Consider the following 20,435-nt stretch of genomic DNA (forward strand, 5'->3'; position numbering starts at 1 on the left):
ATTGATAGTGTATAATGCAAATGATATTGATTTCTATCAATACATTATAAGGAGGGCTTTTCATGAGTGTACATATTGAAGCAAAACAAGGCGAAATTGCTGAATCTATTCTATTACCTGGTGATCCATTACGTGCAAAATATATCGCTGAAACATTTCTAGAGGACGTTACTTGCTATAATAACGTGCGTGGTATGTTAGGTTTCACTGGAACTTATAAAGGAAAACGCGTATCTGTTCAAGGTACAGGTATGGGTGTTCCTTCTATTTCTATTTATGTAAACGAATTAATCCAAAGCTACGGAGTTAAAAATTTAATTCGCGTTGGAACTTGCGGTGCGATTCAAAAAGACGTAAAAGTACGTGACGTTATTATTGCAATGACAGCTTGTACGGATTCTAATATGAACCGTTTAACATTCCCAGGTTTTGATTTTGCCCCAGCTGCAAACTTTGACCTTTTAAAGAAAGCTTACGATGCTGGAACTGAAAAAGGCTTACACGTTCGTGTTGGTAATGTTTTAACAGCAGATGTATTTTACCGCGAAAGCATGGACATGGTTAAAAAACTTGGAGATTATGGTGTACTAGCAGTAGAAATGGAAACAACTGCTCTTTATACATTAGCAGCGAAATACGGTGTAAATGCGTTATCTGTATTAACAGTAAGCGATCACATTTTCACTGGTGAAGAAACAACATCTGAAGAGCGTCAAACTACATTTAACGAAATGATTGAAATCGCTTTAGATGCAGCAATTCAACAATAATACATTAAAGAACTCGTCATACGTCTGTCGAGTTCTTTTTATGTGACTTTTTATTAAAAACTACTTTCAGAAGAGACAGATTTTCTCCTCTACTTTTTTGTAACGTTTGTTATAATTAAGAAATCATTTACAGTATTTCTCACAAGAGGTGACGCAGTGAAAAACAGAAGTATAGTCTTTAAACTATTTTTATTAACATCAACATTATTTACAATCATATTCCTCCTTTTTTTCTTAGGACAATCTCTATTTTTAGAGAAATTTTACATTAATAAAAAAGTAAAAACAGTTCAAACTGCTTTTGAGAAGTTCGTAAATACTTACGAAGAAAGTGGTAAAACTTATGAGGAAATTCGAAAACTAAAACAAGAATTTCATGATAAAACAAATGCTGAAATGCAGTTTTTAAATACGAACGGCATTATTAAAAGTGACAATAATTTCTACATTGATGTAATTAATCCTAAAAATAATAAAGCATATTCCATTCCACTCAATAATGTTTTAACGCCAGAAGAATATAATAAATTCGAAAACTTAGGATTGAAAAAAGATGGGATGATAAACGTCGTCGGTTTTGTACAAGATTCCACCATAACACCACTAGAATTGACAACAAACTATAATCGATGGCAAAACGAAAATGTCAACTCAGATTTTCAATCCATTAATGGAAACCCTGCTAAAAATAGACTTACAAGCCGATCCAAAACTGTGACTCAAATTGAGTTTACTGGTATCGTATCTAAGTTACAGCTTCCATCCAAAGCAGATGTTCGTCTTGCAAATGATTTTGAAACATTACAAGCCGTTCAATATTTTGCAGAGATTATTAGAAATGGCACTGCTAACTCACACCAATTAAACACTTATATAATAGATGGTGGAGAGAATATAAAAAATAGTATCTTTGTAAAACCTATTGTGGAAAATGGAAAAATTACAGAATACGCTTTTGCGATAGCATCTTTACAACCTGTTAATGAAGCGATGCTCGTTTTAAAGGATTATTATGTTTATGCCTTAATCATCGTATTTCTCGTAATTATTTTATTATCTTTCTACTACTCAAAAATCATTGTGAAACCATTAATTAAAATGAATCGCGTTACAAAAAAAATGGCCAATTTTGATTTTAGTGAAAAATTACCTGTGACAGCAGACGATGAAATTGGCGGGCTTTCCGGTAGTATTAATACGTTATCTGTAAACTTAAAAGACCGAATCGATCGATTAAATGTTGCCAATACAAAATTACAACAAGATATTGAACGTGAACGTCAATTAGAGAAAACGCGAAAAGAATTCATTTCTGGTGTATCACACGAATTAAAAACACCACTTAGTGTAATTAGAAGTTTCGCAGAAGGAATTAAAGATGGCGTTAGTAAAGATACGATGTATTACACAGATGTTATTTTAGAAGAAACAGAAAACATGAACAGACTTATTGTTGAAATGTTAGAATTAGCAAAACTAGAATCTGGTACGTACAAACTAGATATGACGACATTCTCAATCGGTGAATTAATTCAACAAGTCTATACAAAGTTATTATTTAGCATGGAGGAAAAGCATTTACAAGTGAACGTAGATGTAGACTCTTCTATATTCGTTAAAGCGAATCGTAGTCGTATTGAGCAAGTCGTTGTGAACTTACTTAGCAATGCAATTCGCTATACGCCAGATGGAGAAAAAATACATGTCTCCGTTATAGAACTGGAAGATATAGTAAAAGTCAAAATCGAAAACACAGGAAACCCTATCCCTGAAGAAAGTCTTGAAAAAATTTGGGATCGTTTCTACCGTTTAGATGCATCTCGTAGCCGTCATACTGGAGGTACCGGTCTCGGGTTATCTATTGTAAAAAACATTTTAGACCTCCACCATGCCGAGTACGGTGTATATAACACGACTAATAGTGTTGTATTCTACTTTAATTTACAAAAAGTAAAAGAAGTCAAATAATTTGTCTTAATTTCACTAGGAGTTCACATGAAATTCACACTCTCCCTTTATAGTAGGAAACAAGTTAATCCTTTCCTTTACACACATAAAAGAGGAGAGTGCGTGAAATGAAACAAGCAGGACAACCTATTCAAAATGAAAAACAATTAGAAACTATCAAAAATATACTTTTACAATCTTCGAAACGTGATGGCTTATTATTCGTATTAGCTGTAAATTCTGGCTTAAAAGTAAGTGAAATCTTACAATTAAAAGTTAGTGATGTAATCGATGAACATGAAAATGTTCGCCATTCCATTTTATTTTACAATGAAAAAGTAAAGAAACATAAATGGTTTGCTGTAAATGAAGACTTGCAGCACGCGATCGAAGACTACATGAAAGAACGTAAAACTTGGAAACGTAATGAACCATTATTAAAGTCTCAAAAAGGAACAAAATCTATTACGAGACAACATGCATGGTACATTTTAAACAAAGCTGCAAAAGAAGTTGGATTAGAAGGGATTAGCTCACATACACTTCGAAAAACTTGGGGATATTGTGCATACAAATCAGGTGTTGATATCGCATTTTTACAACACTTCTTTGATCATAGTACTCCATCAAAAACTTTAAAGTATATCGGTATTGCTTAATAACTCTTATACATAAAAAAGGTTACCATTTATAAATGGTAACCTTTTTTATGTTTCACATTCTCTTTTCTTGTCTCTCCTATATTGTAGTGGTACTCTAATAGTAAGGGGGAGAAATTATGAACACATTAACAATTGAATTACCGAAAGAAACGGCTGAAAAACTTGATTTATTAAAACAAGCTTATGAAAAGAAAACAGGTGCTTCCATTTCTGAGAGTACTCTTGTTCAAACACTTATCTCAAAAGAGTTTATCCAAGCGATAACTCCTTTTGATTTACAACAATTCGTCACTGGAAAAGAACAGCATTAATTGCTGTTCTTTTTTTTGATATTTTATTAGGAGTTTACTAGCATTCTCCCCCGAAAAACTTCTTTGCTTCAGCCAAACCTTTTATCAAGAATCTTCCTACCCGTTAATGTCTCATAAAAAGTTTATTATTTATTTTTCGGAAAACTATTGACAATGATAATGATAACCATTATCATTTATTACGAAGCCAACAATTGATGAATCAACCAAACGCTCAGTAACATTGTTACCCCTCTTTTTCATATAGAAAGGCACTGTACATTCCCCCTGTTTGTACAGTGCCTTTCTTGTTTATTATCATTCAAACAAATTTAATTGCTCAGGCTTCGGCTCACCATATGTAATGTTCATCATTTTCATAAGCTGTTTCGCATTATCCGCTGCATCTCCGCCCGAATTATTGTTAAATAGTACATATATGTCCTTTGTCTTCTTTTTTAATTGCTCTAGTCTTTCTACCCATTCTTCTAATTCTTTATTGTTGTAGCGATATAAGCAACGAACCGCTCTCCAATTTTCCCCTTTATCAAGCCACCCATGAACATTCCTACCATGAAAACGTATTAACACCATCTCTGCATTCGTTACTTCTAATACGAGCGGTACCGAACCTATCCCGGCCTGCGGCTCATCGCAAATGGTATGAATCCATTTCTCATGTTCTAGAAACTGTATCGTCTTATCTTTCATTTCGGGATAAAACCATGTTTGATTTCGAAATTCTATGGCACACGGTAAACCTTCCATTTTTTCTTTCGTATATCGAAGAAAATCCACATTTTTCTTTTTACAATCAAACCATGGTGGATATTGAAATAAAATCATTTTTAATTTATCAGCTTCTATTAAAGGCAGAATAGATTGTTTGTACACATCAAACATCTCATCAAACGTAGAAAAAGGGATTTCACCTTTCATATGTCCTGTCATTCCTTGATATGCTTTTACTATAAAAGCAAAATCTTTCGGTGTTTCCATTGCCCATTTTGTATAGTTTCGTGCAGGTTGCATCGCATAAAACGAACTATCCACTTCCACTATAGGAAAATACTCACTATATGTTCGTAATTTATTTCTATTTTCATAGGGATCTATATATAAAGAATCATGATCTCCCCACCCTGTCACTCCAATGAAAAGCAAATATATCCCTCCCTTTTTAACTTCACCTTCTATTCATTCTACTCACTTCCCGAACACTTCAGCTAATCAATTTTATTAAGTAGCCCCTTCTTTCAGAGTATCCGTATAAAAATATGATATACTAGATGGAAGAATTTTTAAATTGAGGGGTTATTTATTTATGCTTCCAAACGATGATATTGTATCTCATGAAAAACGAATAGAAGAATTAGAAAATAAAGTACGTTTTTATGAAGAACTTGTGAATCAATTACCACATCATTTCACATACAAAAATCCACATATTGGTTTACAAATAAAGAAAACGAGAACGACTCATTCCATTCAAAACATAAAAAAAGAAAATAAAGAGGCTGATTTTCAACTTACTTGCGATTCATTATTTTTATTTGAGCAACTTGAAACATACTTCATTCATATTTTTGATGCTTTTTCACATCATGTAACCTTTGTTGATGCTAAAGGAAATATCACTTTATGTAACCAAGCTGCAGCAGATGATTTTGGTGTAGTACGAAATGATATAATCGGAAAGCCAATTCAACAATTACTACAATTGCCAGAAGAAAAAATTAAAGCTCTTGAAACATTAAGGACGGGAACAGAAATATATAATGAAGAAGTTTTAGACAAAAACTATGGCATTTTAAATAACCGAATTATTCGTGATTATAACGGAGAGATTTTTAGAGTTATTAGTGTCTTTCATTATTTAAACACAGAACGTGATGCAGAGAAATTTTCTTTAGCAGGGCGAATTGCAGCTGGGATTGCACATGAAGTACGTAATCCTCTTACAACCGTACGAGGTTATTTACAATTTTTACAAGAAACTGTTTCTCCATCTAATAAAGAATTATTTAAAAACTTACTTATTCCCGAATTAGACCGCGCAAATAGTATTATTACAAAATTTTTAGCTATTTCAAAAACACGCGAATTTACAAGAGAACCGTTTCCTATTAATACATTTTTACGTGAGTATATTCAACAGTTACTAGCTAGTGAAGTCTTTTTACATAATATTTCAATTGATTATAATTTTTCTACCGAATTAGATGATGTATTAGTCCATATTGATCGTCATGAACTTGTACAAGTTTTTTTAAACCTATTTCAGAATGCTGTCGATGCTCAAGGTGAAAAAAAACTTTCTATCCAAATTACTAGTTATCGTCTAGATAATTTTGTTCGTATTACTTTCACTGATAATGGAATTGGTATTCCAACAGCCATTCAAGAGTATATCTTTGATCCATTCTTCTCAACAAAAGATTCGGGCACAGGACTGGGCTTGTCAGTAACGAAGAAAATTATTCAAAATCATAACGGTACATTAAAAATGACCAGTAATCAAGATGGTACAACTTTCACTATTTCAATTCCAATTTTACCTAAAACAACCCTTGAAAGATTAAATGACTACAAATGAGGTACTCCTCCACAAACTGCATGCCAATTGTTAAATACCTACAACAATTAGCATGCAGTTTTTTATGTTGAATTTTTCGTCTTTACATTATATAAACTTTCTCTTTATCTTACTTATTTTTGCTAAGAGGGCCGATTTCTTATTTTTTTAGAAATGGTAGTTTGTCCATCACGAATTTAGTATAAATTTCATTTTAATATATAGTAACGACTATTGATTCTATGAAAGAAAGGAATGAAAAGAGGAACAATAAAAATAAAGGAAAAGTATTTTATGGTAATGATTGTTGCGAAGTCAGAGCTTGTAGTTATATTAACATCTCTAAGTCCGAACTTACAGAATTCGTTAGACTTCTTCAATCTCTTGGCCAAGCTATTCAAGCTGTCTTTCAAAACCCTTCTCAAAATAATATCGATAACTTGATTGCTGCCCTAAATAACCTACAAAAATTCCTCAATTGCTTAGATTTATCTCCAGCACAAAAACAAATTGGAAATTCTATTATCGCTAATCTATTAACTATTTTAAAAACAAAACCTTTCTCATGCGGAGCATTGTACGTTGAGCTACAAAGCTTGCTTAATTATTTATTGTATATCGCTAAGTTATTCAAAGTAGATTGCTGCACTATCGACAAACTAGTTAAACTCATAACAGAGATCCAAACTATCCTAGTTCAATACGGGTCAGGTTGCCTTGGAGGAGGAGCAACAGGAGCTACTGGGGCTACTGGACCTCAAGGTGCTACTGGTGCTCAAGGACCAGCTGGCGCTACTGGTGCTCAAGGTCCGGCTGGCGCTCAAGGTGCTACTGGCGCAACAGGTGCCGCGGGTACTCCAATTCCTGTAACTATCGCAGCTATCGGAAACTCAAATCCACAAACTATATCCCCTGGAACAAACATCCAATTCAATCAAGTTTTTGAATTAACTAATATCTCTTTCAACGATACTTCAGATACTTTAACAATTTTAGAAACAGGCGTATATGATATTAGTTTCTCAGCGTCTACAACTTTCCCAGGATCTTCACCATTCGGATTCGGTATTTCATTCAATGGCCAACCACCTAATCGTAACTTCTCAACTAACGTTATCGGTAGTGCTGTTTCTTTCTCTACAATCGTTACTTTACAAGCTGGTACAACGATTGCTGTACAGCCTACAGCAAACACTATTTCTATTCCTAACACAGGCGATACGACTGCAACACTATCCGTATTCCGAATTTACTAATTTTCAATCAATAAGTATATTTATAATAATATGTATCGTTTAACCGTGCATTAAATCTCTCTTTATATAGAAAGGAGCACTTATTTGGGAGGATAAGTGCTCCTTCTTTACGTTTCTTTACCTCAAATTTACTCTATCTTAATCCTCATTTTGTATGATAAATAGTGAAGTCAAAGATATGAAAGAGGGATGAAAATGAGAGTTATGTCACTAATACGCATTTGGTTTTCTCTTATGGTATGCATTATTTTATGTGTAGGATTTTTTTTAACTCTAAAATATTCCACTATATCAAAAGCAGAGAGAAAAACTGTTCCATACAAACTTTTGTATACAAAACAAAGCAACATCCCTTATTCCAATACCACAAAGAATGAAAAAAAGGTTATAAACGGAATGCTTATTACGAAAGCTTCTAGTTCCGAAGCGTTACTTCAAATTGCTGAAACGATTAAAGATCAGTATACAAATAAAAAAATCGATGAAATCACACTTTCTATCCACAATGAAAACAATGGTAATTACGAAGAAGAATTACTTTACGAGCCTATTAGTAAAGGAAAAATAATCGTCACATACGATTCTCAATCCTTTGGCAGTACAAATGTTACACTTAACGAGTAATACTATTTATCCCAATTGATATGGGCTAACAACTCGTAGAGATAGATACAGCTCCTCCCACCGATTAAAAGTTCACTTAATTTCTCATACGAAAAAGAGGCGAATTTCGTTATTCGCCTCTTTCTTTTACCAAAATGAAGGAATCCATTCTTTCACTTTATCAATCCACTCTTGTTGCTCTTCTTTTCTTTGCTGTTCCTCTTCTTTTCTTCTCTTCTCTTCTTCTTTTCTTCGTTTTTCCTCTTCTATTGTATTCAATTGTTTTTTATAATCAGCCTCAGATATGAGCGATAACTGGAATGCTTTTTGAGCTGGATTGGCATTCGCTTTTTTCATAATATCCCGGAACATTGTCGTCGTAATTTGACTCCCCCCTGGAACATAATGATCGCTATCTGTTTTATCAAACCCTACCCAAATCGCACCTACTAAATCTGGTGTGTATCCAACAAACCATGAATCCTTTGCACCGGTGCTTGGTCCATTTACAATTTGAGTAGTTCCTGTCTTACCAGCCGTATCAACATTATTAACTTTCGCCTTTTCGCCCGTTCCCTTTTCGACAACACCTTTTAATAAATATGTCATCTTTTGAGCAATTTTCTCGCTCGTCACTCGTGTCTCTTTCTTATACCACTTTCCAATTGTTTCACCTTCAGCATTTTGTATCTCTCTAATCGCATGAGCTTCCACTTGGACACCATCATTTGCAAATGTACTGTATGCTTGAGCCATTACAAATGGAGAGGTCCCAACATGCATCCCGCCTAAAGCAATTGGATACGTACGATCTTCTGGCACTAATGGAATACTAAATCGCTCTAAAGATTTCAATCCTTTATCCAATCCAATTTGTTCCAATAGCCAAACAGCCGAAACATTGTACGACTTTGCCACGGCTTCATACATTGTCACATCACCGTGAAAAGTGTGATCACTATTTTGCGGTTTATATTCTTTAATATTAAATGGTTCATCTTTTAATATATCGTATACTTCATACCCTTGCTCTAAAGCTGGTACATATACAGCCAGAGGCTTTAACGTTGAGCCAGGTTGTCTTTTTAATTGGGTTGCATGGTTAAACTGTAAAAACTGATACGGTCCTCTACCTCCAACTAAAGCTGGTACACCACCTGTTTTTGGATTCATAAGAACTACACCCGTTTGCATAAGCTGGTCTGAGCCATTATCTTTGAAATAACTCTCATTATTCACAACGTCTTCTACAGCCTGTTGTTTTTTCGGATCAAGCTCTGTGTAAATACGATAACCACCTGCTAAAATTTCATTTTGTGTTAATTCGTACTTGTCCATAGCTTCCCTAACAATATAATCTACATATTGAGAGTATTTCCCCTTGTATTTATCATCCACACCACGTTTTAGCACAAGACCGCTCTCTTTTTCTTTATTATACTGTTCGTCAGAAATATATCCTTGCTCTTTCATTAAACTTAATACAACATTACGTCGTTCGATTGACTTATTAAAGTTTTTATATGGTGAATACGCAGACGGTGCTTTAATCAAGCCAGCAATCGTTGCAGCCTCTGAAACCGTTAAATCTTTTACATCTTTATCAAAATAAGATTTAGCTGCCCTTTTTATACCCCAAGCACCTTCACCAAAATAAATTTGGTTCATATACATTTCAATAATTTCATCTTTCGTATACGTACGCTCTATTTTTTTTGTTAAAAAATATTCCTTTATTTTTCGAGAGTATGTGCGGTCTTGTGTCAGAAATACATTTTTCGCAAGTTGTTGTGTAATTGTACTTCCTCCTGCTACAACTTCTCCTGCTGTAATATTTTTAAAAACTGCACTTATAATTCCACTATAGTAAATACCGTGATGGTTAAAAAACTCCTTATCTTCTACTGCAACAATTGCCTGAACCATAATGTCAGGAATATCTTTCCTTTTAACACCTTCTGTTTTAGAAGAAGCTAATTTAGTCGCAACTTCATTATTTGCATCATAAATTAAGGTCGGTTGCGGAACAGCTTGTTTTAATTCAGATATGTCTTGAATGGAAATTATTATATTTATAGCAACAAATAGAGTAGCGAGTAAACTCCCTAATACAATTAATGAATTACGAAATTTCTTCCTCTTGTTGAACCACTCCTGCATTTTTTTTAAGTGAGTGTTCTTCAATTTCATTCGTTCACTTCCTTCGTTTGTTTACACTCTTCTTTTCAAAAGGAAGAATATACCTCCTTTTAAATTTATTATAATAACGTAGTCGTTCCTATAGTGTAAAGCTTTTCTTTCACATTCATACTTTTTGCAAGAAAAGGACATTCTACAAGTAAGATATTCATTATTGATTATTAATATTATTAATACAACAATGAGAGTTATGTTAAGTTTTTGTAAACTTTTCGATAAAATGTTTTAAAAAACGACAGTTTTTTGTTAGAATTGATTAGCCAATATATTTTACATATATTACTTTTGTGGGGGTAACTAATAATGGTATTTAAATCAAAAAAAGATAAATTTTCTGAAATGTTAATGAATGTTTCAGAAAATTTAAAAGAAGGCGCGCAGTTTTTCGTGGAGTATAAAATTAAAAATGCTAGCGATTTAAAAGAGTTTTCTATGCGCATGAAAGAGTATGAGTCAAAAGGTGACTCATTTATTCACGAAATCATTATGGAGCTAAACAAAGCGTTTATTACTCCAATTGAACGTGAGGACATCCTACAACTTGCAATGAGTATGGATGATGTATTAGACGGATTAGATCATAGTGCTGGTCTATTCGAAATGTATTCTATTACAGAAGCTGATGAATACATGATTAAATTCGTTGAAGCAATTAATCAATGTGCGATTGAGATTGCAAATTCTGTTGAACTACTGTCTAAAAAGAAGTTAGTCGACATTCGTACGAACGCGATTAAGATTAAGGATTACGAATCACAATGTGATGATATTCGCCGTCATGCAATTAAGCACTTATTCTCTCGTGAGAAAGATCCGATTAAGATTATTCAATACAAAGAGATTTACGAAGAGCTTGAAGAAGTAGCGGATAGCTGCCAAAGCGTTGCAAACGTATTAGAAACAATTATTATGAAGAACGCGTAAGGAGTTTGATCATGGATACACTCTTGATACTGACCGTTTTAGTAGTCATTTGCGCTTTAGCTTTTGACTTTATCAATGGATTTCACGATACAGCAAACGCTATTGCAACGGCTGTTTCAACGAAAGCTCTAAAGCCTAGACATGCAATTATTATGGCAGCTATTATGAACTTTTTAGGTGCGATGACATTTACAGGTGTAGCAAAAACGATTACAAAAGATATCGTTGATCCATTTGCCTTGCAAAATGGTTCGCTTGTAATTTTAGCTGCTTTGCTTGCGGCAATAGCTTGGAATTTAATTACTTGGTACTACGGTATTCCAAGTAGTTCTTCGCATGCAATTATCGGCTCAATCGCAGGTGCAGCTATCGCTGCTGCCGGTATTAGCTCGTTAAATCTTAAAGGGTTCATAAAAATTCTTGAAGCTTTAATCATTTCACCGATTATCGCTTTTGTTATTGGTTATATCGTATACAGTATTTTTAAAGTGGTCTTTAAAAACTTTAATTTAACGAAAACGAACAAAAACTTCCGTTTATTCCAAATTTTCACTGCAGCATTACAAGCTTATACACATGGTACGAATGATGCACAAAAAGCAATGGGAATCATTACGATGGCTCTTATGGCCAATAACTATCATACTTCTGACGACATCCCGTTCTGGGTACAATTATGTTGTGCAATCGCAATGGGTCTTGGTACTTCTGTTGGCGGATGGAAAATTATTAAAACTGTCGGTGGACAAATTATGAAAATTCGTCCTGTAAATGGTGTAGCTGCTGATTTATCATCATCACTTGTTATTTTCGGCGCAACATTCATTCACTTACCGGTTAGTACAACGCACGTTATCTCTTCTTCTATTTTAGGGGTTGGTGCTTCACATCGTGTGAAAGGTGTAAAATGGGGAACTGCAAAACGCATGTTAATTACATGGGTTATTACACTTCCTATTTCAGCTTCGTTAGCTGCATTATTTTTCGCTTTATTACACTTAATCTTTTAATTAAAAGTCGTCTTCCTTATTTTTCTAGGAAGACGACTTTTTTGTGAACAAACCTTTTTCTTATTAAAAAGCGTGTATAATAATTGGTGGATAAGTTATATAGAGGAGTTGGCAATTTTGGAATACATCATGTTACTTTTCATCGGGTTAATCGCCGGGACAGTCGGGAGTCTAGTCGGGCTTGGTGGCGGAATTATTATTGTTCCGTTATTAATCGGATTACACAGTCTATCACCACAACTTGCAGTAGGAACTTCAATGGTAACAGTCGTTTTTACAGGACTATCTTCCACCCTTACTTATATGAAGCATAAACGAGTAGATTACAAAAGTGGACTTATTTTATTTATCGGGAGTGGCCCTGGTGGTATCATCGGCTCGTGGGCAAACAAATTTTTAAACCAAGATACATTTTCTTTATATTTTGGGATTTTCCTTATTTTTGTCTCCATTCTTCTTATGTTACGAGACAAATTAAACCCCCTTTCTTTATCAAATATGACGGTAATTAAGCGTTCTTTTACAGATAACGAAGGAAACACTGTACACTATCAATTTCCACCGCTTCTCGCAATCTTTATCGCCTTTATAGTTGGTTTTATATCTGGATTATTTGGAATTGGCGGCGGTGCCTTACTTGTTCCAGCAATGATGCTACTTTTTGCATTCCCAGCACATATTGCTGTAGCAACTTCGATGTTTATCGTATTTTTATCAGCAATTGTAAGTTCTGCAACTCACATCTCCCTTGGAAATGTCAGCTGGGTTTACGCATTAATTCTTATTCCTGGTGCATGGATTGGCGGGAAAATCGGGGCTTATATTAATACAAAATTAAGTGGTAATGCCGTAATTAATTTATTACGTATCACATTAATTATTCTCGGAACTAGATTAATCATTACTTCTTTTTTATAACGCGTTCTTTTTAGAATGCGTTTTTCTTATACACATGAATATAAAAATCCTCCTAAGAGAACAAATAAAATTAAACAAACACATAATAACATATAGTTGGAAATATGTACTTTCTTCAAGTTGACCACTCCTATAACTGCGACTGTTATCTTTATGATAGCGAAAAAATAATTCCCTTGCAGTTACAAAGTGCTAACAATGCAAAATCATTTATTACAAATTTTATCCTTATATTTCATTTCTTTGTATATTCTATCGTTTTAATAAAAAAAGATGTCATATTGACATCTTTTTTAGTGAAGAAGTGACCATCCCATAAAATCCTCATGTACTTGGCACGCCCTCTTATCGTTTCGATCATATAATTCAGCATAACTATCTGTTTCTTCATCATAAGCCATCGTATAAATAATTTGGCCGTCTACTTCAACGGATAACACGACTCCACCTTTCATCTCTTCTACATGAATGATAGCATTCGCCGGAATTCTCATATCCGTCATTTTTATCGCATCTAACAATATACTAAACCCCCTACAGCGTATTCATTGCTAGTACTATTACACACTAAATAGTATACTACTGTAATAGCATATATTTCGTCAATGAAATTGCTATTTAAAAGCATATTGTCTTTATACATATACGCTAAAATAGAAGAAATAGAAATGTTTAAATGGGGGGCTAACATTGATTCTACACAAAGGAGATGTACTATTCCGTCAAGGCGAGGACGGTCCTTTATATTTTATAAAAACAGGTTTATTAAAAGTAGTACGGATAGAAAAAGATGGAACACCATTTCTATTCAACATTATCGTTCCAGGTGAAACGATACCTCACCATTCTTTAATTTCACCGAAGGAATATCACGGTACAGCAATCGCTTTAATGAAAACAGAAGTTGAACCTATAATTAGTAATGAATGGTACGATCAACTTCAGGCAAATCCTGCATCATATGCAAATATTGCTATGCAACTACAATCAAAATTAAGAATGATGCAACAGCGTATCGATCAATTGACAACCGTCTCTCCGAAAGAACGTCTACATCGTTTACAAGAATGGTTCACACTATATTTAGGTGACATTCCTATATATGAAATATTAACACAAACTGAAATCGGTCAACTCATAGGTATACGCCGTGAAACGGTAAATCGGCTGTTACGAGAACAAATAAAAAACGAGGTAAAATAATACCTCGTTTTTTACTTATTTCAAACTTCATCTATTGTAAGCTTGCTGCTGGACCGAAAAATTCATAATGAATATGCTCTTGTTCCACACCTAAATTAGTTAGTGCAGCATTTATATGCTTCATAAATGGTACGGGACCACAGAAATAAAATTCTGCTTCAGTTGTCGGAATAATAGTTTGTAACCATTCAGCTTCAATGAAACCTTCTTTATCAAAGTTCTTCATTTCCAAATCTTTTTCAGTTGGTGCAGAATAGCAAGTGTATGCTTTAACTTGTTCGTATTCATTATCTACTGCCTCAACGTGTTCTTTCATTGCATGTGTATTACTATTTATCGCTGCATGAACAAAACATACATTACGTTTTGAGTTTTGTTCAATTAATGTATTTAGCATACTCATCATTGGTGTAATACCTACTCCACCACTAATTAGCACAACTGGTAATGTTGAATCCATATTTAATACGAAATCTCCTGCTGGTGCACTTACTGGTAACATATCCCCTTCTGCTACATGATCGTGTAAGTAGTTAGATACTTTACCGTCCGTTGTATCTACACCTTTTTCTTTCTTTACACTAATACGATAATATTCTTTTCCAGGAGCATCTGATAAACTATATTGACGATTATGTGTATACGTTTCACCTTCTATATTTATTTGAATCGTTACATATTGTCCTGGGATGAATGAAGAAACTTGCCCTCCATCTTCAGGTTTTAAATAAAATGATGTAATAACGTCGCTTTCCGTAACTTTTTTAACAACCACAAAGTTACGGAAATCTTTCCATCCACCTTCTTTATGTGCCGCTTCTTCATACATCTCTGCTTCAATGCTAATGAATGCATCAGCAATGACACCATAAGCTTCTCCCCATGCATTTAAAACTTCATCAGGTGCACCTGCAACCTCTTTAATTGCACGTAGTAAACATGTACCTACAATCGGGTAATGCTCTGCTTTAATACCTAAACTTCTATGCTTATGACCAATTTGTTTTACAACCGGAATAATAGCTTCTAAATTATCAATATACGTTGCAGCTGCATAAACAGCATTCGCTAGCGCTTGTTGTTGTCTTCCCTTTTTCTGATTTGTATGGTTGAAAATATTTAATAACTCCGGATGTTCCGAAAATAAAATTTGATAAAATCTCGTTGTAATTTCAACGCCTTTTTCTTGTAATAATGGTACTGTTGACTTTACGACTTCAATTGTTTTTGCACTTAACATTGTATCCCACTCCTCTATTTCCTTAACTGTTTTTAGTTTAACTGAATTGTATAGTACATATTGTGATTTTAATCACTATTAACACGGTGTTTTTGTGAATAATATATGAACATTGCACTTACAAAAGAAAATAAGCCAACTAGAATTTCTAGCTAGCTTATTATTTGGACTGTATAGCTTGTTCAATTACCCTTATATCTTTTCCATCTCCAAACTCTGTATACCCCCAGATGTTCGTTTCACCTCTATATTTATTTACTATAATATCTAAGTCATGGTATACACGATGTGCATAAACTACATACTCAATATTTTGAAGTTCCACACCTTTTTTTACAATTTCATAGCTTCTATTTACATCACGTTTTATTTTTTCATTCTTTATTTCTGTATGTATATTTTTTAAAGATGATTCTTGTTGTTGAAACCATTGTTTAAATTGGTTCCAGTCCCCTTCTGTATAATTCTCTGCTTTACCGTAATTTAAGAAATTATTATAACTTTCATGCGTCATACGAATAAAATCTAGCACTTTTGTCTCTTCTTGCACATCTTCTATTTGAGCTATTGTACTTACCTCAGCAGGCTTATTCGCATAATGTAATAGCAATTTCATAAGACTATAGCTCGCAATGATCATTACGATAATAATCCCGAATACAATTAACAATTTCTTCATATACAGAACTCCTTCTCTACTAAAGATATTACAATGTATGACTATACTTGTAACATTCTCTCGTAGAAATATAATTCCTGTATAAATTCTTCCTATCATTTCGACAATATTTTTCTATACATTTCTCGTTGGTAAATGTTCTTGTAAAACAATGTACCCTTCATAAGCTGTGTAACCGAGTATAGCCATTAATCCGATATAACAAGCAAAGACTGTCCATTTTGTTTTCATATCAACTTTATAATAGTTTTCCTGTTGTCTCTTTTCTGTTTCCCATTCCTGTAATTTTCTTTCTGACATTTCAAATGCTTCTCTTATATGAATTGTATGCGTTTCTTTTTCATCTTCATATGGAACGTAATCAAGCGGCTCAAACTTTGGTAAAAGATGCTCTAACACTTCAATCTTTTGAAGTTCTCCTACTTTTAATTCTTTCTCTCTTTCTTTTTGCCTTAATATATTTATTTCATGTTGCATCATATATATATTTCGATGCACCGCACCTGTTTCTTTTAACTCCTCTTCAAGTCTTGCAACATATTCTTTCATTCCATCAATTCTATATCCTAATTCCTTAATTGGCTCATCTCTCTTTATTACTCTATATAATTCCATACAGCCGATAATAAAAATAAATCCTCCCAAAATACTTTTAAAGTAAATGGCATAACAGAGCAATACAATAAGACCCGCTCCCCAAATCTTTGTACTTACAACTGAGATAATTCGTCCACCATCTAATGGAGAAACCGGAATCAAGTTAAAGAAGTTAATCATACTTCCAAGTAAAATAATTAATGCCCAAAATGGCTCTTTCGTTATTATATAAAGTGGAATCGCAGGTAAAAATGACAACAATCCGAAAAGAGGTCCCATGAAGGCGATGTAAGCTTCATCTTTTGCATTTTTCGGCATCTCTTTCATCCCAATAAGAGCGCCCATAAATGGAATAAATATTGCTGGCGATGTTGGTATACCTTTTCTTTTCGCAGCCCATAAATGGCCCATTTCATGAATAAACAACAAATAAATGAGCGCTACCCCAAATTTCCAACCATATATAACCGCGTATGCTCCAAGTGATAGAAACATACTAAATACCGTTGAAAACTTTGCTAGTTTAAAAATTGCAAATACCCACTTTAACTTAGAAAGTAAAAATAGCCCTATTGCAACAATAATTCCCCATAATCCTTTTTTATTATTTTTCATATTCCTCTCCTTTATCTCTCATTAATGAATCATATTTATTCATCAAAACTATTCTTTTCTCTATTATGACATATTTTTTTCTATCGTTAGAAATAATGTTTATTTAATCCATTTTTAGCCAAAAATATAAATATAAGGAGGTGTTTGCAAATGAATTTACAATCTCTCATAATAGGCGCTCTATCGTTTTTAGCTTCAACTCTTATTTTTTATACCGTTAGTTACGTATTATTATTAGATTTGTTGCCCAATCACGTATTTATTGCCCTTGTCATCCTTTCCGCTCTTATGATTTCTTTTCTTATTACACGAAAATCAATGAATGAGCCCTCTGCAAAAGCAAAGTAATAGAGAGGGGGGTTTCCCCTCTCTATTATCATTTCCTAGGAAAGGCCATATAAACTTTACTAATTACCTTCATCCCGATCCGTAAGGGCTAATTAAAGTTTCATTTTATCTTTGTAAATCCATTTTTTCACCATACTCTTTAACAATTTGAATGATATTTTGAAAAACACCTATTTTTTCTTTTTTGCTATTTAATATTTTCAAATCATAATTTTCATAATATGTTTCTAATGACTTTAATTGTGATTCTGAAGCATCTTTTACCGGAACAGTAGCATGCAATTCATATTGTTTATACCCTTCCTTTACCTTTTCACCTGAAATTTTTTCACTCTCTTTTGCTCCAATTAATTTTTGAACTTTTTCTGGGAAAACGACTTGTAAATAATACTCTTGTTCCTTCTCTAACTTGTTGTATAGTGATTGTGAAATCGTATACCGCACCGTATAATTCACTTTTTGATCGCCTGCTTTAATATGAAACGCAGTAATCTGCAAATCTTTTTTTGTTACTTCCGTTAAAGGACCTACCTGCATCTCATCTTCTTTTTGTTCTAAAATATTTGGAAATATAGCCAAAAGCTTTTCTGTATCTTTTTTATTCAGCATATACATAGCTTTTTTATATTGTATCCATCCTCTTCTGTCTTCTCCTCTTAGCCATGCATAATATGTTTCTTTTTTTCCACCCCTATTAATTTGTATTTCATATTCCGGTTCACCAAAACTACCTGTTACTTCTTGTTTTTCCGTTTTATCTATAATGTCTATTACTAACTTAGCTTCTGATTCCTGTAACTTTTTCTCTTTATGTTTTTTTGGTATAACGGTTACCCCTATCGTTTCTTTCACTTCATTCACCGTCTCTTCCACTTTTTTTGTTTCTTTTTTTTGCTCTACTTGACCACAAGACGCTAGTAACATAGCAAATAACAATAATACATATTTCCTTTTCAACTTAATCCTCCTTTTACAATAAGAAATTCTTATACTCTTCATATAAAAAACAAAAACGTGACACACTATAAAATACGCTATACTAAGTATTGAAAGGAGGTCTTTTTCATGTCCATTAATTTTCACGATGCAAATAATAAATACACATACGCACAGCGAAACGCCCATATTTCTTGGGGAGAAATGATAAAAAGTATTACAAATATACAAAACAAGCAAATAATTGATATCGGCTGTGGTGGCGGGATTTATACGAAAGAACTTGCTCTTATGGGGGCCAAAAATGTCATTGGACTTGATTTTTCAAAAGAAATATTACAAGCTGCAAAAGAAAATTGTAGCGGCTTTCCAAATATTTCATTCATTCACGGTGATGCACATAGCGTCCCATATCCTAATGATACATTCGACATTGTTATTTCGCGCGCAGTGATTCATCATTTACAAGACATTCCTACATTTCTACGTGAAGCTTCTCGTATATTAAAGAAAAACGGTGTACTTATTGTACAAGACCGAACTATTGAAGATTGTACAATTCCTGGAAGCCCCGAACACATTCGTGGATATTTTTTCTCTACCTTTCCAAAACTCATTGAAATAGAATCAAAAAGGCGGCCAAAAACCACCACGATACAGCAAGAATTACAAAAACATTTTCTTCACGTGTTCCCCTCTCAAACACAATGGGAAGTACGAAAAATACATGATTCTGTAGAAGCATTGCTACAAGATTTATCACCTCGAACAGGTCGATCCATTCTATATGAATTAACAGATCATGAACTTTCTCAACTTCTACAACAGATCCAGACCGCATTACAAAGTATCTCTCCTATTATCGAAAGAGATCGGTGGACAATTTGGAGCGCCATGAAATTGTAAGGAAGGAAGCCTCACAACATAATGTGAGGCTTCCTTCTTTCATAATCTAATTTTGCAACACTCTTGATATCCTCCACTTCTGGCCTGTGCACTTCCACACTTCGGACATACTAAATATCTAGACTGATTTGTCAACAAACTACCTTTTTGAAAGAGTAAAACTTCTGCTTGTTTAAACGAACGCGAATAATATAACCACATAAAACCAATTATAGCAATAATGCCAAATAATACTCCCATCGCAAGCATTCCAGTCACCTCTTTTGGTTTGTTCTTTCCAGCAAGTGGATTGTTGTATTATTCTCTGTAAATTCAAACAATACCTTCTTTACTCCTATAAATATCAACTTTCTCTATAAGTTTTACAATTCTCTACAACTTTTTACTCCCGTTTTACAATTCACCATTCCCTTTACAATAACGAATATCACATTCGATATTTCCATATATAAATACATCTTTCAAAAAAATGTTGACTTTCAAAAAAAAACATGTGACAATACTGTCAGAATACTTGAATAAAAATTCATTGACGAGAACGAGTACGTTATAGGACTGTCCCCCAGAGAGTTGGCGATTTGCTGAAAGCCAACGTTCAGTGCGTAACCGAAAATCATCTCCGAGAAGTAGAACCGAATGTTACAGTAAGTTCTTACCGGCTGTCCCCCGTTACAAGGAACACGTATCATGTTGTACGTTGTAAAGCCGTATACATATAGACTCATTTCTACATGTATAAATTAGGGTGGTATCGCGG

21 protein-coding genes and 1 other annotated feature (1 of these 22 only partly in view) are annotated in these 20,435 nt (G+C 33.7%); of the genes, 13 read left to right on the plus strand and 8 right to left on the minus strand.

The window, feature by feature from the left end:
* The first annotated feature begins 62 nt into the window (after window positions 1-62).
* From deoD to QEP67_RS20535, 4 genes are all read left to right on the plus strand, one after another.
* The gene (deoD, locus tag QEP67_RS20520) at window positions 63-770 is read left to right on the plus strand and encodes a purine-nucleoside phosphorylase (RefSeq protein WP_000110707.1); all 708 of its coding nucleotides are present in this window, start codon (window positions 63-65) and stop codon (window positions 768-770) included.
* A 156-nt stretch (window positions 771-926) separates the two neighbouring features.
* Window positions 927-2,738, plus strand: a complete 1,812-nt coding sequence (locus tag QEP67_RS20525; protein WP_353706388.1) for a HAMP domain-containing sensor histidine kinase — start codon at window positions 927-929, stop codon at window positions 2,736-2,738.
* 107 nt (window positions 2,739-2,845) lie between these two features.
* A complete protein-coding gene (locus QEP67_RS20530) occupies window positions 2,846-3,376 on the plus strand; it encodes a tyrosine-type recombinase/integrase (RefSeq protein ID WP_000806231.1) in 531 nt (176 codons plus the stop codon).
* A gap of 119 nt (window positions 3,377-3,495) precedes the next feature.
* The gene (locus QEP67_RS20535) at window positions 3,496-3,690 is read left to right on the plus strand and encodes a DUF3924 domain-containing protein (RefSeq protein ID WP_001094861.1); all 195 of its coding nucleotides are present in this window, start codon (window positions 3,496-3,498) and stop codon (window positions 3,688-3,690) included.
* 297 nt (window positions 3,691-3,987) lie between these two features.
* Here QEP67_RS20535 and QEP67_RS20540 read toward each other — a convergent pair whose 3' ends face one another.
* Window positions 3,988-4,833: a DUF72 domain-containing protein gene (locus QEP67_RS20540; RefSeq protein ID WP_000897337.1), complete on the minus strand. Its 846-nt coding sequence runs from the start codon at window positions 4,831-4,833 to the stop codon at window positions 3,988-3,990.
* Window positions 4,834-4,993: 160 nt separating this feature from the next.
* Between QEP67_RS20540 and QEP67_RS20545 the strand changes: the two genes are divergently transcribed.
* From QEP67_RS20545 to QEP67_RS20555, 3 genes are all read left to right on the plus strand, one after another.
* On the plus strand, window positions 4,994-6,265 hold the full coding sequence (locus QEP67_RS20545) for an ATP-binding protein (RefSeq protein WP_000937262.1): 1,272 nt from the start codon (window positions 4,994-4,996) through the stop codon (window positions 6,263-6,265).
* A gap of 221 nt (window positions 6,266-6,486) precedes the next feature.
* Complete coding sequence (locus QEP67_RS20550; RefSeq protein WP_353706389.1) at window positions 6,487-7,500, plus strand: Gly-Xaa-Xaa repeat protein; 1,014 nt, start codon at window positions 6,487-6,489, stop codon at window positions 7,498-7,500.
* Between the two features lie 195 nt (window positions 7,501-7,695).
* Window positions 7,696-8,124 (plus strand): hypothetical protein, encoded by a 429-nt coding sequence (locus QEP67_RS20555; protein ID WP_353706390.1) that lies wholly within the window; start codon window positions 7,696-7,698, stop codon window positions 8,122-8,124.
* A 126-nt stretch (window positions 8,125-8,250) separates the two neighbouring features.
* Here QEP67_RS20555 and QEP67_RS20560 read toward each other — a convergent pair whose 3' ends face one another.
* Window positions 8,251-10,293, minus strand: a complete 2,043-nt coding sequence (locus QEP67_RS20560; protein WP_000769264.1) for a PBP1A family penicillin-binding protein — start codon at window positions 10,291-10,293, stop codon at window positions 8,251-8,253.
* 312 nt (window positions 10,294-10,605) lie between these two features.
* On the opposite strand from QEP67_RS20560, the gene QEP67_RS20565 reads away from it, so the two are divergent.
* From QEP67_RS20565 to QEP67_RS20575, 3 genes are all read left to right on the plus strand, one after another.
* Complete coding sequence (locus QEP67_RS20565) at window positions 10,606-11,226, plus strand: DUF47 domain-containing protein (RefSeq protein WP_000231446.1); 621 nt, start codon at window positions 10,606-10,608, stop codon at window positions 11,224-11,226.
* A gap of 11 nt (window positions 11,227-11,237) precedes the next feature.
* The gene (locus tag QEP67_RS20570) at window positions 11,238-12,236 is read left to right on the plus strand and encodes an inorganic phosphate transporter (RefSeq protein ID WP_000380278.1); all 999 of its coding nucleotides are present in this window, start codon (window positions 11,238-11,240) and stop codon (window positions 12,234-12,236) included.
* Between the two features lie 117 nt (window positions 12,237-12,353).
* Window positions 12,354-13,154, plus strand: a complete 801-nt coding sequence (locus QEP67_RS20575; protein WP_000455764.1) for a sulfite exporter TauE/SafE family protein — start codon at window positions 12,354-12,356, stop codon at window positions 13,152-13,154.
* Between the two features lie 293 nt (window positions 13,155-13,447).
* Here the strand turns inward: QEP67_RS20575 and QEP67_RS20580 are convergent, their stop codons facing one another.
* Window positions 13,448-13,675 (minus strand): hypothetical protein, encoded by a 228-nt coding sequence (locus QEP67_RS20580; protein WP_000882907.1) that lies wholly within the window; start codon window positions 13,673-13,675, stop codon window positions 13,448-13,450.
* A gap of 169 nt (window positions 13,676-13,844) precedes the next feature.
* On the opposite strand from QEP67_RS20580, the gene QEP67_RS20585 reads away from it, so the two are divergent.
* Complete coding sequence (locus QEP67_RS20585) at window positions 13,845-14,357, plus strand: Crp/Fnr family transcriptional regulator (RefSeq protein ID WP_000600578.1); 513 nt, start codon at window positions 13,845-13,847, stop codon at window positions 14,355-14,357.
* A 31-nt stretch (window positions 14,358-14,388) separates the two neighbouring features.
* On the opposite strand, the gene hmpA is transcribed toward QEP67_RS20585, so the two are convergent.
* The 3 genes from hmpA to QEP67_RS20600 all read right to left on the minus strand — a co-directional run bounded on the left by hmpA (window position 14,389) and on the right by QEP67_RS20600 (window position 17,488).
* Window positions 14,389-15,597 carry an NO-inducible flavohemoprotein gene (gene hmpA / locus QEP67_RS20590; RefSeq protein ID WP_353706391.1) on the minus strand — a complete coding sequence of 403 codons (1,209 nt, stop codon included), beginning with the start codon at window positions 15,595-15,597 and terminating at the stop codon, window positions 14,389-14,391.
* A 160-nt stretch (window positions 15,598-15,757) separates the two neighbouring features.
* On the minus strand, window positions 15,758-16,276 hold the full coding sequence (locus tag QEP67_RS20595) for a hypothetical protein (RefSeq protein WP_000734814.1): 519 nt from the start codon (window positions 16,274-16,276) through the stop codon (window positions 15,758-15,760).
* 114 nt (window positions 16,277-16,390) lie between these two features.
* Window positions 16,391-17,488, minus strand: a complete 1,098-nt coding sequence (locus QEP67_RS20600) for a site-2 protease family protein (RefSeq protein ID WP_000794473.1) — start codon at window positions 17,486-17,488, stop codon at window positions 16,391-16,393.
* 150 nt (window positions 17,489-17,638) lie between these two features.
* Between QEP67_RS20600 and QEP67_RS20605 the strand changes: the two genes are divergently transcribed.
* Complete coding sequence (locus QEP67_RS20605) at window positions 17,639-17,836, plus strand: hypothetical protein (RefSeq protein WP_001053356.1); 198 nt, start codon at window positions 17,639-17,641, stop codon at window positions 17,834-17,836.
* Between the two features lie 105 nt (window positions 17,837-17,941).
* Here the strand turns inward: QEP67_RS20605 and QEP67_RS20610 are convergent, their stop codons facing one another.
* Window positions 17,942-18,793, minus strand: coding sequence for a hypothetical protein (locus QEP67_RS20610; RefSeq protein ID WP_353706392.1), 852 nt, complete (start codon window positions 18,791-18,793; stop codon window positions 17,942-17,944).
* Between the two features lie 108 nt (window positions 18,794-18,901).
* Here QEP67_RS20610 and QEP67_RS20615 point away from each other — a divergent pair, with 108 nt between their 5' ends.
* Window positions 18,902-19,678: a class I SAM-dependent methyltransferase gene (locus tag QEP67_RS20615; protein WP_061673451.1), complete on the plus strand. Its 777-nt coding sequence runs from the start codon at window positions 18,902-18,904 to the stop codon at window positions 19,676-19,678.
* Window positions 19,679-19,717: 39 nt separating this feature from the next.
* Here QEP67_RS20615 and QEP67_RS20620 read toward each other — a convergent pair whose 3' ends face one another.
* Window positions 19,718-19,927, minus strand: coding sequence for a hypothetical protein (locus QEP67_RS20620; protein ID WP_000880630.1), 210 nt, complete (start codon window positions 19,925-19,927; stop codon window positions 19,718-19,720).
* Between the two features lie 271 nt (window positions 19,928-20,198).
* Window positions 20,199-20,435: a binding site (T-box leader), on the plus strand; it runs 22 nt beyond the window's last position.

It is taken from the genome of Bacillus cereus group sp. MS39 (assembly GCF_040448665.1).
Taxonomy (GTDB): domain Bacteria; phylum Bacillota; class Bacilli; order Bacillales; family Bacillaceae_G; genus Bacillus_A; species Bacillus_A wiedmannii.

Bases quoted from the DNA above. Each gene is read 5' to 3' on its own strand.
- deoD (WP_000110707.1), top strand. From the start codon at position 63: ATGAGTGTACATATTGAAGCAAAACAAGGCGAAATTGCTGAATCTATT.
- QEP67_RS20530 (WP_000806231.1), top strand. From the start codon at position 2,846: ATGAAACAAGCAGGACAACCTATTCAAAATGAAAAACAATTAGAAACT.
- QEP67_RS20535 (WP_001094861.1), top strand. From the start codon at position 3,496: ATGAACACATTAACAATTGAATTACCGAAAGAAACGGCTGAAAAACTT.
- QEP67_RS20545 (WP_000937262.1), top strand. From the start codon at position 4,994: ATGCTTCCAAACGATGATATTGTATCTCATGAAAAACGAATAGAAGAA.
- QEP67_RS20550 (WP_353706389.1), top strand. From the start codon at position 6,487: ATGAAAGAAAGGAATGAAAAGAGGAACAATAAAAATAAAGGAAAAGTA.
- QEP67_RS20555 (WP_353706390.1), top strand. From the start codon at position 7,696: ATGAGAGTTATGTCACTAATACGCATTTGGTTTTCTCTTATGGTATGC.
- QEP67_RS20560 (WP_000769264.1), bottom strand. From the start codon at position 10,293: ATGAAATTGAAGAACACTCACTTAAAAAAAATGCAGGAGTGGTTCAAC.
- QEP67_RS20565 (WP_000231446.1), top strand. From the start codon at position 10,606: ATGGTATTTAAATCAAAAAAAGATAAATTTTCTGAAATGTTAATGAAT.
- QEP67_RS20570 (WP_000380278.1), top strand. From the start codon at position 11,238: ATGGATACACTCTTGATACTGACCGTTTTAGTAGTCATTTGCGCTTTA.
- hmpA (WP_353706391.1), bottom strand. From the start codon at position 15,597: ATGTTAAGTGCAAAAACAATTGAAGTCGTAAAGTCAACAGTACCATTA.
- QEP67_RS20595 (WP_000734814.1), bottom strand. From the start codon at position 16,276: ATGAAGAAATTGTTAATTGTATTCGGGATTATTATCGTAATGATCATT.
- QEP67_RS20600 (WP_000794473.1), bottom strand. From the start codon at position 17,488: ATGAAAAATAATAAAAAAGGATTATGGGGAATTATTGTTGCAATAGGG.
- QEP67_RS20605 (WP_001053356.1), top strand. From the start codon at position 17,639: ATGAATTTACAATCTCTCATAATAGGCGCTCTATCGTTTTTAGCTTCA.
- QEP67_RS20615 (WP_061673451.1), top strand. From the start codon at position 18,902: ATGTCCATTAATTTTCACGATGCAAATAATAAATACACATACGCACAG.
- QEP67_RS20620 (WP_000880630.1), bottom strand. From the start codon at position 19,927: ATGCTTGCGATGGGAGTATTATTTGGCATTATTGCTATAATTGGTTTT.